Annotated in this window: 11 protein-coding genes; 2 read left to right on the forward strand and 9 right to left on the reverse strand. The window is 72.4% G+C overall.

The genetic code is table 11. The features are described 5' to 3' along the window. Nucleotides 1-12: 12 nt before the first annotated feature. From ACIGDI_RS29740 to ACIGDI_RS29765, 6 genes are all read right to left on the reverse strand, one after another. Entirely contained in the window at nucleotides 13-1,548 is a 1,536-nt protein-coding gene (locus ACIGDI_RS29740) for an RNA polymerase sigma factor (RefSeq protein WP_272176381.1), read from the reverse strand. A 430-nt stretch (nucleotides 1,549-1,978) separates the two neighbouring features. Continuing rightward, on the reverse strand, nucleotides 1,979-2,866 hold the full coding sequence (locus ACIGDI_RS29745; protein WP_390628173.1) for a FadR/GntR family transcriptional regulator: 888 nt from the start codon (nucleotides 2,864-2,866) through the stop codon (nucleotides 1,979-1,981). Between the two features lie 162 nt (nucleotides 2,867-3,028). Further along, nucleotides 3,029-4,978 carry an ATP-binding cassette domain-containing protein gene (locus tag ACIGDI_RS29750; RefSeq protein ID WP_399902910.1) on the reverse strand — a complete coding sequence of 650 codons (1,950 nt, stop codon included), beginning with the start codon at nucleotides 4,976-4,978 and terminating at the stop codon, nucleotides 3,029-3,031. A gap of 159 nt (nucleotides 4,979-5,137) precedes the next feature. Beyond that, nucleotides 5,138-5,896, reverse strand: a complete 759-nt coding sequence (locus ACIGDI_RS29755; RefSeq protein WP_099931797.1) for an NUDIX domain-containing protein — start codon at nucleotides 5,894-5,896, stop codon at nucleotides 5,138-5,140. Between the two features lie 131 nt (nucleotides 5,897-6,027). Continuing rightward, the gene (locus ACIGDI_RS29760; protein ID WP_399903090.1) at nucleotides 6,028-7,896 is read right to left on the reverse strand and encodes a glycogen debranching N-terminal domain-containing protein; all 1,869 of its coding nucleotides are present in this window, start codon (nucleotides 7,894-7,896) and stop codon (nucleotides 6,028-6,030) included. Between the two features lie 824 nt (nucleotides 7,897-8,720). Further along, nucleotides 8,721-10,250: a DUF4192 domain-containing protein gene (locus tag ACIGDI_RS29765; protein ID WP_399902913.1), complete on the reverse strand. Its 1,530-nt coding sequence runs from the start codon at nucleotides 10,248-10,250 to the stop codon at nucleotides 8,721-8,723. 206 nt (nucleotides 10,251-10,456) lie between these two features. Here ACIGDI_RS29765 and ACIGDI_RS29770 point away from each other — a divergent pair, with 206 nt between their 5' ends. After that, the gene (locus tag ACIGDI_RS29770; RefSeq protein ID WP_399902916.1) at nucleotides 10,457-12,622 is read left to right on the forward strand and encodes a RecQ family ATP-dependent DNA helicase; all 2,166 of its coding nucleotides are present in this window, start codon (nucleotides 10,457-10,459) and stop codon (nucleotides 12,620-12,622) included. A gap of 311 nt (nucleotides 12,623-12,933) precedes the next feature. After that, on the forward strand, nucleotides 12,934-13,569 hold the full coding sequence (locus ACIGDI_RS29775) for a hypothetical protein (protein WP_399902919.1): 636 nt from the start codon (nucleotides 12,934-12,936) through the stop codon (nucleotides 13,567-13,569). A gap of 678 nt (nucleotides 13,570-14,247) precedes the next feature. On the opposite strand, the gene ACIGDI_RS29780 is transcribed toward ACIGDI_RS29775, so the two are convergent. From ACIGDI_RS29780 to ACIGDI_RS29790, 3 genes are all read right to left on the reverse strand, one after another. Beyond that, nucleotides 14,248-14,880 carry a hypothetical protein gene (locus ACIGDI_RS29780; RefSeq protein ID WP_399902921.1) on the reverse strand — a complete coding sequence of 211 codons (633 nt, stop codon included), beginning with the start codon at nucleotides 14,878-14,880 and terminating at the stop codon, nucleotides 14,248-14,250. A gap of 68 nt (nucleotides 14,881-14,948) precedes the next feature. Then, a complete protein-coding gene (locus ACIGDI_RS29785; protein ID WP_351570234.1) occupies nucleotides 14,949-15,650 on the reverse strand; it encodes a ribonuclease HII in 702 nt (233 codons plus the stop codon). Between the two features lie 201 nt (nucleotides 15,651-15,851). Then, entirely contained in the window at nucleotides 15,852-16,475 is a 624-nt protein-coding gene (locus tag ACIGDI_RS29790) for a TetR/AcrR family transcriptional regulator (protein ID WP_399902922.1), read from the reverse strand. Nucleotides 16,476-16,659 lie beyond the last annotated feature (184 nt).

Genomic DNA, 16,659 nt, shown 5'->3' on the forward strand with positions numbered 1-16,659 from the left:
TACGGGCGCGACCTAGTCGAGGTAGTCGCGCAGCACCTGGGAACGCGACGGGTGGCGCAGCTTCGACATGGTCTTGGACTCGATCTGGCGGATGCGCTCACGCGTCACGCCGTAGACCTTGCCGATCTCGTCGAGGGTCTTCGGCTGACCGTCGGTGAGACCGAATCGCATGGAGACGACGCCCGCCTCGCGCTCGGACAGGGTGTCCAGGACGGAGTGCAGCTGCTCCTGCAGGAGCGTGAAGCTGACCGCGTCGGCCGGGACGACGGCCTCGGAGTCCTCGATGAGGTCACCGAACTCGCTGTCACCGTCCTCGCCCAGCGGGGTGTGCAGGGAGATGGGCTCACGGCCGTACTTCTGGACCTCGATGACCTTCTCCGGGGTCATGTCGAGTTCCTTGGCCAGCTCCTCCGGGGTGGGCTCGCGGCCCAGGTCCTGGAGCATCTGGCGCTGCACGCGCGCGAGCTTGTTGATGACCTCGACCATGTGCACCGGGATACGGATGGTGCGGGCCTGGTCGGCCATGGCGCGGGTGATCGCCTGACGGATCCACCAAGTGGCGTACGTGGAGAACTTGTAGCCCTTGGTGTAGTCGAACTTCTCGACCGCGCGGATCAGACCGAGGTTGCCCTCCTGGATGAGGTCCAGGAAGAGCATTCCGCGGCCGGTGTAGCGCTTGGCCAGGGAGACCACCAGTCGGAGGTTGGCCTCCAGGAGGTGGTTCTTGGCGCGGCGACCGTCCTCGGCGATGATCTCCAGCTCGCGCTTGAGCTTCGGGGCCAGCTTGTCGGCGTTGGACAGCTTGTCCTCGGCGAACAGGCCCGCCTCGATGCGCTTGGCGAGCTCGACCTCCTGCTCGGCGTTGAGCAGGGGGACCTTGCCGATCTGCTTGAGGTAGTCCTTGACCGGGTCGGCGGTGGCACCGGCGGCGGCGACCTGCTGGGCCGGGGCGTCGTCCTCGTCCTCGTCGGACAGCACGAAGCCCGCGCTCTCGGCGCCCTCGGGCTCGTCGCCGGCCTTCGGGGTCTCCTCGAGAACTTCTTCCTCGATGACCTCGGCGTCGTCCTTCTTGGCGCTGGTCTTCTTGGCCGCCGTCTTCTTGGCGACCGTCTTCTTCGCGGCCGCCGTGGCCTTCTTGGCGGGGGCCTTCTTGGCGGCAGCGGCGGTGGGGGCGTCTTCCTCGACCGGCGTGTCGGCGGCGGGCGCCGCCGCGGGAGCGGTGGCGGTGGCCTTCTTGGTGGTCACCGTCTTCGCCGCGACCGTCTTGGTGGCGGTGCGCTTGGCCGGACTCTTAGCTGCGACGCTCTTTCGGGTGCGCTTGGGCTCCGCGGCACTGACCATCAGCGTCACACCCTCTTCCTCGAGGATCTGGTTGAGGCTGCGCAGTACGTTCTTCCACTGAGTGGCCGGAATCTGGTCAGCTTCGAAGGCCCGACGCACATCGTCGCCGGCGATCTGCCCCTCGGCCTTTCCCCGCTCGATGAGAGCCATGACAGAGACGGACTCGGCGATCTCCGGCGGGAGCGTACGGGATGTGCTGGCCGACACGAACAACCTCTCGGAACGTTGGAAAACGGCTTCCGGCCCCGTCCAGGACGGACAGGAGCCGACCGCCGGCTTTGGGGATTGGGCCGACGGCGCGGGCGGGGGCCGGGAAGATGCACAGCGCCGTGAACGGCGTCCATATTCCTTCCTCGGCTGTCACCTCTTAGGTCATCGCGCTGTTCCCGCGAGCGTTACGCCCAATCTGCGTGGCCCGAGTCACACCCCGTAACCGGTCAAAAACCGCCAGACAAGGGCAGAGACGGCCACCCATGCCTACTACCCGGGGTCGCGCCCTGAAACACACGCCCCGTCGCACCGTCGGACTCCGCAGGATCCGAGAGATCCTGCGGAGTCCGACGAGAGACGGTTCGCCGACCGGGCGAGGCCCCAGGAGGGGGAGGCTTCCCCGGCCGCTCCACCCGCGGGTCCGCGCTCAGTGTTCGCGCGGTGCGGGCACCACACGCTCCACCTCGGGGTGGACGGTGAGCAGTTGACGCATGGCCGCCTCGGCGGCCGCGCCGTCGCCGGTCGCGAGCGCGTCGGCGATCCTGCCGTGGTGCGCCAGGGACACGTCGTTGGGCCGGTCACAGCCCGTCACCGGGCTTCCGGAGACCTGGAGAGCGGCCGACACGATCCCGGAGAGGTGCTCCAGCATGCGGTTGCCCGCGAGCTGGATGAGCAGGGAGTGGAACTCGGCGTCCGCGCGGGAGAACGTCAGGGCGTCGCCCTGCCCCATGGCGTGCCCCATGATCTCGACCATGTCCGCGAGCCTCTGCTGGACGTCCTCGCGTCCGTGTCCCGCGGCCAGGCGCGCCGCCAGCGGTTCGATCGTCCAGCGCAGCTCGCTCAGCTCGCGCCGCTGGTCGTCCCGCTGCGGCCCGAAGGCCCGCCACTCGATGATGTCCGGGTCGAGGAGGTTCCAGTCGCTGACGGGACGCACGCGCGTGCCGACGTTCGGGCGGGCGCTGACCAGGCCCTTGGCCTCCAGGACGCGGAGCGACTCACGGACGACGGTGCGCGAGACCTCGAAACGCTGGCCGATCTCCTCGGGCACCAGCGGGCGGTCGGCGCCCAGGTCGCCGGAGACGATCATCTGACCGAGCTGCTGAACGAGTTGGCCGTGCAGCCCGCGTCCGCGGCTGCCCGCGGCACGCCGGCCCACGCGGCCCAGCTCCGGGTCCGCGCTCTCCCATACGGGGGCTCCGACGCGGTCGGCCACGGAGGCCTCGGCGAAGGGGTAGCGGTCGAGTTCGCCCGGGCCGGCGAGACCGGAGTCTGCGGAGCGGGCGGCGGTCATCATGGTGTGCGCAAGGGTACTCACGGATCCTTTGTCGGCCTCGCTCTCAACTGCCTTGAGGTCTTTGGTGAAAAGCACACGAAAGGGTGATCGCTCACCCCGTCGCAATTGACGCCTTATCGGAAAGAAATGGGCTTTCCCTGGGGAGTTGTGCGCAGGGTGGGGCGAAAGCGCGCGAGGCGGTCGTCATCGGACCCTGCTGCGCAGGGTCGTGAGCACATATGCGCAGAGCAGAGCGGCCAGCGACAACGTCAGGGCGCCGCCCACGGGTTGGACGAGCACCCGCGCCAGCACGGACAGATAGCGCTCTCCGCCGAAGGGCCACTGCAGCCAGAGCGTCTCGCGCAGCCGCATCGGGAATCCTGCCGCGGTCCGCACTGACGATCCCGCCAAGGCCTTTTGTACGAGGGGAACGACGACGACCGGTACCGCGAGCACGGCCGCCAGGCCCGCCGTGGTGGAGCGGAAGATGCCCGCCGCCAGCACCCCGGCCCAGGCGCAGCCCAAGAGGAGGCCCAGCCAACTCGCGCTCAGTGACGGCCAGTACGCGGGAACCTGCGCGAGCTCCCGTCCGTATACGAGATAGAGCACTTCGGCGTCGCAGCCGACCGTGAGGAAGGCCAGCATCAGCGCGGTGGCGGCGGCGACCAGGAGTTTCGCGGTGAGCAGCCCCAGTCGGCGGGGCACGGTGCCGCGGTCCGCCGCCAGTGCGGGGTGGCGGAACTCGTCACCGAAGGCCAGCGCGCCCAGCAGTCCCGCGCCGAGCGCGGCGGGCGGCAGGGGCAGCTCCCGGGGCCAGGCGGCCAGCAGGCGCGCCTGCGGAGTGTGTCCGATCCGGGCGAGCAGTACGGCGGTGACGGCGGACACGACGAGCACGGCGGCCGCGGTGAGGAACCCGGTGCCGATGCCGGTCGCGCGACGGATCTCGTAGCGCAGGGGGCGGAGGGGGCTGGGGGCGGATCGTACGGAGATGGGGGGTGGGAGGGGGGTGAGGGCGAGACGGCGGGTGTCGGCCGCGCGCGGCCTCAGCGCGGGGTCGGCGCCGGAAGCCGAGTCGGCGTGCGCCGAGAGGTCCTGTGTTGCGGCCGTTTCCCGGGCGCCGTCGGCCGCGGCCGTGTGGTGCGGTGGGGTTTCGGGCTGACCGGTGATGTCCCGCGGGGCGGTCCCGGGCTTCCCCGTCGTGTCGGCGGTGGAGTGCGGGAGCGGTCGCCCCGAGGCGTCGGCGTCATCGGGCTCCGCGGCGGGGTACGCACCCGCGCCGGGCCCCATGTCCCCGGTCTCGTCGGCGAGTTGGTGTACGAGGATGCCGTGGCGGAACGCCGTCTCGCCGACGTCGGCGCAGGTACTGCCGTACACGCAGAGGCGGTTGCCGCCCTCGCGGACGATCTCGACGGAGCGCCGGGCGGCGCGCGCCTCCTTGGCCAGGAGGGCGGCGAGGCGTGGGGCGTACGGGCTGCGGACGGCGACCCGGGGGCGCAGCCGCGTGCGGGCGAACTCGCTCACGTCCTGGTCGGCGACGATTCTGCCGCGCTCCAGGGTGACGACCCGGTCGGCGTTGCGGGCGGCCTCCTTGGGGTCGGACGTGGTGAGCAGGACCGTGCCGCCCTGCGCCGCGTGGGCGCGCAGCGTGCCGTGCAGCCAGCGGGTCTCGCGGGTGGAGAGGTCGTCGGCCGGGTCGTCGAGCACGAGTGTGTGGGGGTCGGCGAGCAGGGCGCAGGCCAGGCCTAGGCGGCGGTCCATGCCTCGCGAGAGGTTGCCGAGGCGCTCGTCGCGCAGGCTGACGAGGCCGACCGTCTCGAGGACTTCGTCGGCACGGCGGACCGGTACGCCCGCGGCGGCGCACAGCATGCGCAGATGGCCGCGGACGGTGCGGGCCGGGTGGCCCGGGACGTCGCCGAGGAGTACGCCGACCTCGCGCGACGGGTGGGCGATGCGGTGCAGCGGGCGGCCCCTGAAGTAGGTGAAGCCGCGGCCCTGTTGGAGTTCGAGCATGAGTCTGAGCACCGTCGTCCGGCCCGATCCCGGCGTGCCGAGGAGTGCGGTGACGTGGCCCGCGCACGCCTCGAAGGAGACGTCGTCGACGACGGGCGGAAGGTCCTTGCGGGGGTTGCTGGTCAGTCCGAAGGCCTGGATCACCCGCAGCAAGATAGCGCGCTATGTCCGTTTTTCCGGGCATCGCGTGGCCGCCCCACCAGCCGCGATCGGTCCGCTCGGAACCGTGTTCGCCGCTCGCTCCTCAGCCCGGGGCCGCAACGGTCGCCGTGCCGGGCGGAGATGTCGTTCGCGGGTTCGGCCTCACACTTCGGGGCGCAGCATGGGCGGGTTGAGCAACGTGGCACCGCCCGCCCGGAACAGCTGCGCCGGGCGGCCGCCCTGTCGCGTGGTGGTACCGCCGGTGGGGACGAGGAAGCCCGGTGTTCCCGTCACCTTGCGATGGAAGTTGCGCGGGTCGAGGGCCACGCCCCACACCGCCTCGTAGACCCTGCGCAGCTCTCCGACGGTGAACTCGGTGGGGCAGAACGCCGTGGCGAGGGAGGAGTACTCGATCTTGGAGCGTGCGCGTTCCACCCCGTCGGACAGGATCTGGGCGTGGTCGAAGGCGAGCGGCGCCACCGGTTCGCCGTCGCGGCCGTAACCGCCCTGCTGCAGCAGCTCGTCGACCGGCGCCCAGCGGGCGTTGCTGGCGTCGCCGCCGGCGCGTGGGGCGGGCAGATCGGGGGCGAGGGCGAGGTGCGCGACGCTGACCACCCGCATCCGGGGATCGCGCTTGGGGTCGCCGTAGGTCGCGAGCTGCTCCAGGTGGGCGCCGTTGTCCTGGGCGGGGACCGCGGGATCGTGGGCGCGCAGCCCGGTCTCCTCGGCCAACTCGCGTGCCGCCGCCTGCGCCAGGTCCTCGTCGGCCCTCACGAAACCGCCGGGCAGTGCCCAGCGCCCCTGAAAGGGTGGTTCGCCCCTGCGCACCGCCAGCGCGCACAGGGCGTGGCGGCGCACGGTCAGTACGACCAGGTCCACGGTGACGGCGAAGGGCGGAAAGGCTGACGGGTCGTAGGGCATGCGGCGATCATAGTCGTCTGCCTGACGATAAACACTCCCTTCGTCGGCCGCTTCGGTGACTGATCCACTTCTTTCCGGTATGCGTCTCGGCGTCTGCTGCCTGTGGGGGTGCGGTGGGTTGTCGTGCCAGGTCACACCCCCAGTTGCAGCCCGTCGGCCGCTTCCTCGACCATCGCGAGGCCGAGCCGGCTGACCCTCACGGAGAAGGGGGCGTCGTTGATCCGCAGCCCTGTCAGGACGATCTCGCCGAGGGGCGCGCTGTGCACGGGACGCAGCGTGACGGTGCCGGCGGGCGCGTCGGGGCGGATGCCCGCCAGTGTGGACAGCAGGAACACCCCGGTCGCGGCCGCGGTGGCCGCCGGGCGGCAGGCCGCCGGGTGCGGCAGAGGGACGCTGTCCTCGGTGCGCCGCACCCCCGCGTACATCTCGGGCAGCCGGTGATCGAAGGCCTCGGCCGCCGCGAGGACGCCCCGCAGCAGAGCGTTCGCCTCCTTCTCGTATCCGGCGGCGGCCAGGCCGGCGATCGCCACCGCCGTGTCGTGGACGCGCACGGCACCGCTGCGGTGGCCGAACGGGTTGTGCCCGGCCTCCTTCGCGCCCAGCCCGCGCAGCCCCCAGCCCGAGTCCATGGCCGGCCCGCCCAACAGGCGTGCGAGCTGTTCCGTCTGCGCCTTGTCCAGGAGACCGACGGCGAGTTCGCCGCCGCCCAGCAGGCCGGTGTCGAGGAGATGGGCGGCGCCCGACCCCAGGTACGGCACCGGAGTGCCGTCGGGCGCGCGGGCCGCCACCGGCCGGCCTCCGCCCAGGTCGTCGATCCAGAACTCCTCCCGGAACGCCGTCCGCAGCTCCCGCGCCCACTGCCGCAGTCCGGCGCCGCCCGGCCGGCCGCAGGCGTCGAGCAGGTCGGCACCGAGCAGGGCCGCACGGTGGGCGTGGGCCTGCGTCTCGCAGCGGACGGGGCCACTGGGGTAGGGATCTCGCAGGTAGGTGCCGTCGCCCACGGTGTTCAGCAGCCAGGTCAGACAGCGCTCGGCCGCCGGCAGCAGCTCCGCCGTCTCCCGCTCGGGGAGGCCCCAGCGACGGGCCTCCGCCAGCAGTGTGGGAAAGAGCAGCGTGGCTTCGGTACCTGTACAGCCCGGCGGCAGGTGCGGCCCGGCGTCTCTGCGCGGCCCGGGAATCATGCCCGACCGCGGCCCGGAACCGGCGAGTTGGGCACGGGCGAGAGTGCGCAGGGTGCCCGCGGCGAGCCGGGTGCCGAGGGACAGGGTCATCCGGGCCGCAGCCAATGCCTCGGCGGGGGCGGGCCCGCAGCGCCAGGGTGCTCCGGCCGCGAGATACGTGTCGGAGGGATGTGCCGGGTCGCGCAGCAGCAGGGCCCGGAGATCCTCGATGCTCGTCCGCATGAGCGGCCGGATCCTGGAGTCGTCGCCTGACGCAGACGCGGCGGCGAACGGACTCGTCGCGGCGTGGCCCGCGGCGCGGAGAGGCCCCGCTCCGTCGGGCCGCACCCGCAGCTCCAGGCTTCTGCTGCCACCCGGCGCCAGCTCGAACTCCCAGCGCAGCAGCCCCGCCGAGGCCAGCGCGTCCGAGGGCGGCGGGTCCGCGGTGACCGAGGAGGTGCCGGTGGGGCAGGACCAGCGCAGGCCCGAGTCGTGGACGGTGGCGGGCAGTTCGGGGCCACCGGTGCCGGACGCGATGGCGCCGAGATCGGCGAGGTCCGTGCCGAGAGCGACCTCCAGTGGGACACGCAGGGGGCGCGGAGCCGCGCTGTGCAGGGTGATCCGCTCCGTCCCGTCGGCGTGCCGGACACGCTCGACGACGACGTCCGGGTCCGGGCCGGAGTGCGGGGAGACCCGGAGCGTGCCCACGAAGAGGGCTCGGTCGGCCGAGGTCATCCGGGCCTGGACGGCGAGTGGTTCGCGACCGGCCACACGGACCTGGCACCGGGAGAGCACGCGCCGGCCCGCACGGTAGAACCCCTCCATGCCCTCGCCGTTCAGCTGCCCCTGCTCCGGAGAGATGACGAGGCCCGGCAGGGCGACACACACGAGCGCGGCGTGCGTGGACGGCAGCTCGCCGGACCGGCGGGACGGTGGGGGCACCGGTGCGGGGGAGCCTCGGTGCGCGGGGGCGGCAGCGGGTGGCGGTGAGGCGGGTGCGCGGCGGGGCCGACCGGGTGGCGGTGGCGGGTTCCGTTCCTGCCCTGACGGTGCTCGTGGAGGGTGGCCCTGGGTTGGCGGGAGGTCGCTGGTGACGGCGGGGGGCGGGGGCCGGTCCTGGCCGGCCGGGGGCGGGAGGGGCGGGGCCTGTCCGGCGGGGGGTGCGGGAGGCCGGTCCTGGCCAGTCGGTGGCGGAAGGTGCGCGGCCTGTCCGCCGGAGGAAACGGAGGGCCGGTCCTGCCCGGCCGAGGGTGACGAACGCCGGTCCTGTCGAGCGGATGGCGGCGGGGTCGGCAGGTTCTGTCCGGTCAAGGGCGAGGCAAGCAGGTCCTCGCTCGTGAGCCGGGGCTCGGGCGGGCTGGGGTGGTTCGAGGGTGTCGGCTGATGCATGCGGTGGCTTCTTCTGCGCTCTGTGCCCCTCGGGCGTGGGCGGCGCCGGGCGGGGGCTCCGGACGAACGTGGGGCGTGCGGCGGCGCGACCCGTCCGGGTGTTCCGCCACTCAGGTGAACGGGGTGGGACTCCTCCGGGTCACGGCCGTGACGGGCCGACCCGGCCGAATGGCGGTGCCCGTGCGAGGTGCCTCCGACGCTTCCCCGCTGTCCGGCGTACCTGCCCGTGCGGCCTCCCTCGCGTCGGCAACCCGCCGAAGGCGAGCGGCCGTTGCTCATGCCTCTGCCTCGTCGCTCCCATGGGCTCCGGGACGCGTGCTTCCGAGGCGGTTGTCACCCCTGCGTGCGGTCCCCCTTCCGGATGTACGCGATGTACGCGGGCGGGGAACGGTCACCCCGCCACCCCGTGCGGCCACCCTCGCCGAGCGCGGCCGGTTCACCGCCGTACCGCTGGAGCGGGAGCGGCGTCGCGGACGGGAAGCGTCCTCCTGGGCCGGGGCCAGTCCGGTGTCCTTGGGTGCGGCCTCCTTCTGGTCGTCGCCGTGTCGGGCCGGAGCAGCTCCGCGGTCCCGGCGTTCCGCTCGCAGGCAGCGGCGGACCGACTCGGGGTCCAGGCCCTCGTTGCAGGCCTGGTGCAGGAGGCGGGCGAAGAGGTAGCCGGGGTCCGCGCCCAGAGCCATGGCGAGGGCTTCGCGGGCCTCCAGATCGTCGCCGGTGGACCACGCGACCCAGCCGGCGAGGGTCAGCGGCGCGGCCGCGTGTTCACCGTAGGGGCCGACGCAGCGGCGGGCCAGGGCCCGCCAGAGTCGCAGGGCGGGTGCGGCCTCCTCCCCCTCCATCCACTCGGCGGCACGGTCGCGGGTCACACGGTCCTGCAGGCCGAGGATCAGCGCGGCGGCCTCGTCGTGTCCGAGCAGTTCGTCGTCACGGAGGTCCGCGGTGAGCGTGCCGGTGACCGTCGGCGCCGCGGCCAGACGCCGCATGATCCGCTCGGCCAGCCCGAGCGTCTCCTCGGCCACCGCCACACGGTGGGCGGCGTCCAGAATCCTGGGCACCAGGCTCGTGCTCGCGGTGTCGAGGGCGATCTCCTGTGTCAGGGCGGCCCCCGTCTCCCAGGGCTGCAGCCTCGCGCGCAGTTCCCGCAGCGTGCCCCGTACCTGCAGGCCGGCGTAGGTGGCGGCAGCGGCGAGCACGGACGTACCGGGCAGGCCCATCGGGAGGCCTTCGGGCGGACAGCAGCTCTCGTTGACGCAGCAGTACGACCAGAAGCGGCCGTCGGAGATGCACAGGGCCTCGATCACCGGTACGTCGAGCTGCCCGCACTCGACGCGCAGTTTCTGGGCCAGCGGGCGCAGCCGCTCCATGACCTGGCGGCCCGACTCGCCCTTCGCCGGTTCCTGACACAGATAGGCGACCATCTGCTCGGGACGGGCTCCTCGGCGCTCGCTTCCCGTCACCAGTCCGTGCGCCAGCTGCCGTGCGACGGACGCCCAGTCGTCGGCGCTGGTAGGAATGCCGAGCCGGGCGCGACCGCCGAACCGGCCCCGGCTCTCCCTGTCGTGCAGGGCGACCAGGACGATGCTGTCCTCGGGGCGGTAGCCGAGAAGATACGGCAACGCGTCGGCCAGTTCCGCCGGGGTGCGCAGGGTGACCTGGTGCTCGGCTCCGTGGCTTTCGTAGGCCGTCGGTCCGATGTGCGTTTCCGGCGGCAGGGAACGGCCGTGGGTGTCGTGCGGCGCGCGGTCCTCGTGCCCAGCCGCCTTGTCGTTTTCGGATGATCCGGTGGTTTCGCTGTGGTTCGTCATGCGCAGACGATCTCGCGGATCACGAGACTCCACTTTGCCCTGTGGATAAGTCCGACCAGGGACACGTCAACCTGACGTCGACATTCCACAACTCACATATCAGGAGGGGGAGTTACTGGTCCTCCGGCAGTATTACCGGCTTCCTTCCACACCGCCCCGCACCCGCTTGACCCGGGTTGTCAGTCCCGTCCTGTTTGATGGGACGCATGGAGCACACGAGCAACGCGGAACTCCGGGCCGCCGCCGACGCGGTCCTCGCCCGCCTGGTAGGGGACGCCGGTGGTACGGCCCGGCTGCGCGAGGACCAGTGGCGGGCGATCGAGGCGCTGGTCGCCGAGAAGCGCCGCGCGCTCGTCGTGCAGCGCACGGGGTGGGGCAAGTCGGCGGTCTACTTCGTGGCCACGTCGCTGCTGCGGGCCCAGGGCAGCGGCCCCACGGTGATCGTCTCACCGCTGCTCGCGCTGATGCGCAACCAGGTCGAGGCCGCGGCCCGGGCGGGCATCCACGCCCGGACGATCAACTCCTCCAACACGGAGGAGTGGGGCACCGTCGAGGAGGAGATCGCGGCGGGCGAGGTCGACGTGCTGCTCGTGAGCCCGGAGCGGTTGAACAACCCGGACTTCCGGGACCAGGTGCTGCCCAAGCTGGCCGCCGCCACCGGGCTGCTCGTGGTGGACGAGGCACACTGCATCTCCGACTGGGGGCACGACTTCCGCCCCGACTACCGCCGGCTGCGCACCATGCTCAGCGATCTTCCGCCGGGCGTACCGGTACTCGCGACCACCGCCACGGCCAACGCTCGGGTGACCGCCGACGTGGCGGAACAGCTCGGGACGGGCGGCACGTCGGACGCCCTGGTGCTGCGCGGGCCGCTCGACCGGGAGAGTCTGAGCCTGAGTGTGCTGCGGCTGCCGGACGCCGCGCACCGGATGGCCTGGCTCGCCGACCATCTCGACCAGCTGCCGGGTTCCGGGATCATCTACACGCTCACCGTGGCCGCCGCCGAGGAGGTCACCGCGTTCCTGCGGCACCGCGGGCACCCGGTCGCCTCGTACACCGGCAAGACGGAGAACGCGGACCGGCAGCAGGCCGAGGAAGACCTTCTGGCCAACAGGGTGAAGGCCCTCGTGGCCACGTCGGCGCTCGGCATGGGCTTCGACAAACCGGACCTCGGCTTCGTGGTCCATCTCGGTTCGCCCTCCTCCCCCATCGCCTACTACCAGCAGGTGGGGCGCGCCGGCCGCGGCGTCGAGCACGCCGAGGTGCTGCTGCTTCCCGGGCAGGAGGACGAGGCCATCTGGGAGTACTTCGCCTCGCTCGCCTTCCCGCCGGAGGATCTGGTACGTCGCACGCTGGACGTCCTCGCACACGCCGACCGCCCGCTGTCGCTGCCCGCTCTGGAGCCCTTGGTGGAGCTGCGCCGTTCCCGGCTGGAGAGCATGCTCAAGGTGCTCGACGTCGACGGGGCGGTCAGGCGGGTCAAGGGCGGCTGGACCGCGACCGGCCAGCCCTGGACGTACGAGGCGGAGCGGTACGCCTGGGTCGCGCGGCAGCGCAAGGCCGAGCAGCAGGCGATGCGCGAGTACGCGTCGACGACGGACTGCCGGATGGAGTTCCTCCAGCGTCAACTGGACGACGAGGGCGCCAAGCCCTGCGGTCGCTGTGACAACTGCGCGGGCGCGCGGTTCACCGCGGACACGTCCTCGACGGCGGTGGACGCGGCGCGCGCCGACCTCGGCAGGGCGGGCGTGGAGGTGGAGCCGCGCCGCATGTGGCCGACGGGTCTGCCGGCGATCGGCGTCGATCTCAAGGGTCGTATCCCGGTCGGCGAACAGGCCGCCTCGGGGCGGGCGTTGGGCCGTCTGTCGGACATCGGCTGGGGCAACCGGCTGCGCCCCATGTTCGCGCCCCAGGCCCCGGACGAACCGGTGCCGGACGACGTGGCGAAGGCCGTCGTGGGTGTTCTGGCCGACTGGGCCAAGGGACCCGGCGGCTGGGCCCCTGGCGTGGCCGACGCCCAGCCCCGCCCGGTGGGCGTGGTCAGCGTCGCCTCACGCACCCGGCCCCGCCTGATCGGCTCCGTGGCCGCGCGCATCGCGGAGGTGGGCCGACTGCCGCTGCTGGGCTCGGTGGAGTACACGGACGACGCGCCCCGGCTCTCCCGCAGCAACAGCGCCCAGCGCCTCAAGGCCCTGGCCGGCGCGCTGATCGTGCCGCCCGCCCTGACCGCCGCTCTCGCGGAGGCCGGTGGTCCGGTTCTCCTCGTCGACGACTACACCGAGACAGGCTGGACGCTCGCGGTCGCGGCTCGCGCGCTTCGTCGGGCCGGTGCGCAGGGGGTGCTGCCCCTGGTGCTGGCAGTCCAGGGATGATCTCGACGGGCACCGGGCACGGTGACGCACACCCTTTCTCTGGACCACCTGTGTTCCAACGGTGTACGAACGCGAGGTGAACGGTCGCCTCATGCGTCGCGGCCGTGACCACGGGGTAGGGATATAAACCACGTACCGTCATCTTCCGGTCAGTGGCCCCAATTGCTCGTTGCCGCATCCAAGTTCGACAGGAAGAATTGAACTCCGCTCCCCGCACGGCTCGTCCGTGGTCCGGTAGGGCTCTGCTGCGGTGCGCGCTCCCCCGAATCCGACCTCGCCCTCAGTGTGGGCGCGTAGCCGAAGGGAGGACCGTGACCTTCGGATTCGCTCCGTCCTCCGCGGCGTCCACGTCGACGTCTGCCGACCTGTCCGCCGCATCCGCCAACCCTCTCGTCCGCATGCTCGAACCGGCCGAGTGGGCCGCCGCGGGCATCCCACTGCTGCGCAATCCCCGAGAGGTCGTCAGCGGACTGCACTCCCGGCATCGCCCCGGGCCGGCGACGGCGATCGTGGCCGTCCTCGACCCGGACGAACGGCTGTGCGCCAGCGCCTCGTTCACCCGCCGCCCGGCCCCGGCCGACGGCTGGATGTTCCGCAACGCGCTGCTCGCCCAACTTCGCAGGGTCATCCCGCACGACCTGCGCCGCCGCACGCCGGTGCGCACCGCCGTGCTGCTGTACTGCCGCGAGGGCGACGCGCGTTGGACCGAGGAGGACGGCGCGTGGATGTGGGGCCTGCGTGACGCGTGCACGCTGCACGGGCTGCGTTGCGGGGCGTACATTACGCTGACCCGGGACGGCTGGCAGGTGCTCGGGGAGGGCCGTGGTGGGCGCCGGCCGAACACGGATTCGGAACCGGAGCCCTTCGGGTTGTCCGAGGCACCCCCTCCGCTGCCGCGCACCGGCGGCGCCGCCTCGGAGGTCCTGCGGCGCGCTGCGGCTCGCTGAAGCACCGGCCGGCCGCACCATCCGGCCGTGCGCACGGCCGATCCGCTCGGCCGCCCGCACGGCCGATCCGCTCGGCTGGCCGGCCCGCTCGGTCGGCCTGCCCGCTCGGTCGGCCGGGCCCACAGTCTCCGTGAGTCCCGACGACGCCCGGGTACTCCGCACGTCCCGACGGCGCCCAGGCTTTCCGCGCGCCTTGGGCGACACGGAGTCCTGCACTGCGTCCCGGCACTCTGGAGCCTCACAGCGTGGCTCGGCAACCCGAAGTCCAGCACCGTGCCACGGCAACGCGGAGTCCCGCAGCGTGACTCGACAGCCCCGAGTCCCGCAGCGCCTCGGCAACGCCGAACTCGCACGCCTCGGCCACGCGAAGCCCTCCCGCACGCCTCCACAACGCCGGGTGCCCCCGCACGTGTTGACGCCGCCCGGTCTCACCGTGCGCCGTGTCTCACCGTGCGCCGTGTCTCACCGTGCGCCGTGTCTCACCGTGCGCCGTGTCTCACCGTGCGCCCTGTCTCACAGCGCGCCCGGCCTCTCCCCGCGCCCCGGCCACCAACTGCCGCACGCGCCCCCGGCGCACCCCCGCGCACGCCAAAGCGCCCGCCGTGCCGGTGCCGCCGTAGCGGCACCACCGTCACTCGGGCGGCGTTGCCGTCGCCCCTCGGACGTGTCGGAGCCGGCTCAGACGCCCGCGCCGAGCACCGAGTTGATCTGCTGCGGGTCGCCGCAGACGATCAGCAGGGCACCGGCCCGACCATGGGCCAGCTGCAGCGCCGTAGCGGCGGCCGAAGCGGGTCCGCCGTTGACGGCGACCACGACGACCGGGCGTCCGGCGGCACGGGATGCGACGGCGGCGTCCGCGTAGAAGACGTCGTCGCCAGCGTCGTGCTGGGCCCAGTAGGAGGCTTCACCGAAGGACAGTTCGTGGGCGGCCCACGGGTGCTGTTCGCCGGTGGTGATGACGAGTACGTCGCCGGGCGTCCGCCCCGAGTCCAGCAGCAGGTCCACGGCCTCTTCGGCGGCGTCGAGTGCGCCTTCGGGCGAAGCCGGGATCAGCTGGATCTGCGGGGACGCCGGAGCCGCGGCGGGGGCGGCCGGGGCCGAGGGCCCGGGCTTGACCGCGGTCACGTCACGCGACGTACGTTGCGCCGGCGCGGTGGGCCGGAGCGGACCAGGACGACCGGGCCGCGACGGAGCCGCGGGACGGGGACCGGGTACAGGACGAGGGGTCGGCGCGGTACGGCCACTGGCCGGAGTGGCGCGGGGACCCTGGGCACTCTCGTGAATCTGAGGCTCCTCGGGAATGAGAGGCATGAGCTGATATCTATCAAACGTTGGTGCGGCTCGCGTCAGCGGGTGGCACATGCGTGCGAGCGGAATCGTCAGAAATCGAAGCCGAGCTGACCCTCGATTTCCGGAACGCCTCCGTCCGCCCAGCTGCGGACCTTCTTGAGATGCCGCCACTGGGGCAGCGCATCAAGATACGCCCACGACAACCGGTGATACGGGGTGGGCCCCCGCACCTCCAGTGCGGCCTTGTGCACGGGCGACGGATACCCGGCGTTGTCCGCAAAACCGAAGTCTGCATGGTCGATACCCAGTTCGGCCATCATTTTGTCGCGCTGAACCTTGGCGATCACCGAGGCCGCCGCCACCGCCACACACGACCGGTCGCCCTTGATGACCGTGCGGACCTTCCAGGGCATCCCCAGGTAGTCGTGCTTGCCGTCGAGGATCACCGCGTCCGGGCGGACCGGCAGAGCCTCGAGGGCACGCACCGCCGCCAGCCGCAGGGCCGCGGTCATTCCCAGCTGGTCGATCTCCTCGTGCGAGGCGTGGCCCAGCGCGTAGGAGGTCACCCACTTGCGCAACTCCTCGGCGAGCACGGTGCGGCGCTTCACGGTGAGCAGCTTGGAGTCGGTGAGGCCTTCGGGAGGTCGGCGCAGTCCGGTGACCGCCGCGCAGACGGTGACGGGCCCGGCCCACGCGCCGCGCCCCACCTCGTCGACACCGGCAATGATCTTCGCTCCGGTCGTTGCGCGAAGGGAGCGCTCGACGGTGTGAGTAGGGGGTTCGTACGGCATGGCGCCCTTAGCGTACGCCTCGCGGATCACCGGCGACACCCCGGCTCCCCGAGCCGCGTCACCACCGGCGCGTCCCCCGCTCGGCCGCCGCTCGGCCGCCGCCCGGCCGTCGCCCCCTCGCCGCTCGGAGGCCACTCAGCCGCCGCCCCGCCGTCGCCCAACGCCCGCCCAGCCCCGGCACCACCGTCGCCCAACCCCCACTCACCCCCCGCTCGGCCGAAGCAGCGGAACCATCAACTGGTCGACCATTTCCTCGAGATCACGGTCGCTCCATTCACTCCCGCACATCTTGGAGCGGTACATCATCATGGCGGGGACGGCGTCGAAGACGTAGCCGTTCGCCGCGTCGGACCGTACCTCGTTCCGAGCGATGCCCCGTGTGATGACCTCGCGGAGCAGCTTGAGCGTGGGCTCGACGATCCCGTCGAAGATCACGCTATGGAACCGTTCCGCCTGCGCAGGGTTGCACTCGTGAACCACGGAGCGGACGGCGTACCCGGGGCGCGAGAACATCGCGTCCCGCGCCTGGCGGCACAACAGGAGCAGGTCCTCGCGCACGCTGCCCAGATCGGGCACCTCCTCGATGCGCGGCAGGGCCGCCTTCAGGGCGTCCGCGACGAGGTCCTCCTTGGACGGCCACCGACGGTAGACAGCGGCCTTGCCGGTCTGGGCGCCGGCGGCGACGCCCTCCATGGTCAGACCGTTCCAGCCGACCGTGCCGAGCTGATCGAGGGCGGCGTCGAGGATGGCGCGTTCGAGCACGGCGCCGCGCCGACGGGGGGAGGCCGCCTGAGCGGGGGCGGCCGTCCAGCGCGAGGTAACCATCTGATCTGTCTCCAACGAGCGGGTGAGCGTGGGGGCTTACGGGGCGAGGGTGGGGGGCGTCACGCGACGGCAACGGGGGGACGTGCCGCGCGACACCGATTTAAGTGAACGCTTGCGTTCACTATCGGGGACTCACTACCTTTGACGCGACAGTGAACGCGGGCGTTCACTAACACTTCCGTGG

The sequence above is a fragment of the Streptomyces sp. NPDC085900 genome, assembly GCF_044540925.1.
Taxonomy (GTDB): domain Bacteria; phylum Actinomycetota; class Actinomycetes; order Streptomycetales; family Streptomycetaceae; genus Streptomyces; species Streptomyces gilvifuscus.

Coding starts and splice junctions, on each gene's coding strand:
- ACIGDI_RS29755 (WP_099931797.1), bottom strand. CDS start 5,896: ATGCCCTACGACCCGTCAGCCTTTCCGCCCTTCGCCGTCACCGTGGAC.
- ACIGDI_RS29765 (WP_399902913.1), bottom strand. CDS start 10,250: ATGACGAACCACAGCGAAACCACCGGATCATCCGAAAACGACAAGGCG.
- ACIGDI_RS29770 (WP_399902916.1), top strand. CDS start 10,457: ATGGAGCACACGAGCAACGCGGAACTCCGGGCCGCCGCCGACGCGGTC.
- ACIGDI_RS29780 (WP_399902921.1), bottom strand. CDS start 14,880: ATGCCTCTCATTCCCGAGGAGCCTCAGATTCACGAGAGTGCCCAGGGT.
- ACIGDI_RS29785 (WP_351570234.1), bottom strand. CDS start 15,650: ATGCCGTACGAACCCCCTACTCACACCGTCGAGCGCTCCCTTCGCGCA.
- ACIGDI_RS29790 (WP_399902922.1), bottom strand. CDS start 16,475: ATGGTTACCTCGCGCTGGACGGCCGCCCCCGCTCAGGCGGCCTCCCCC.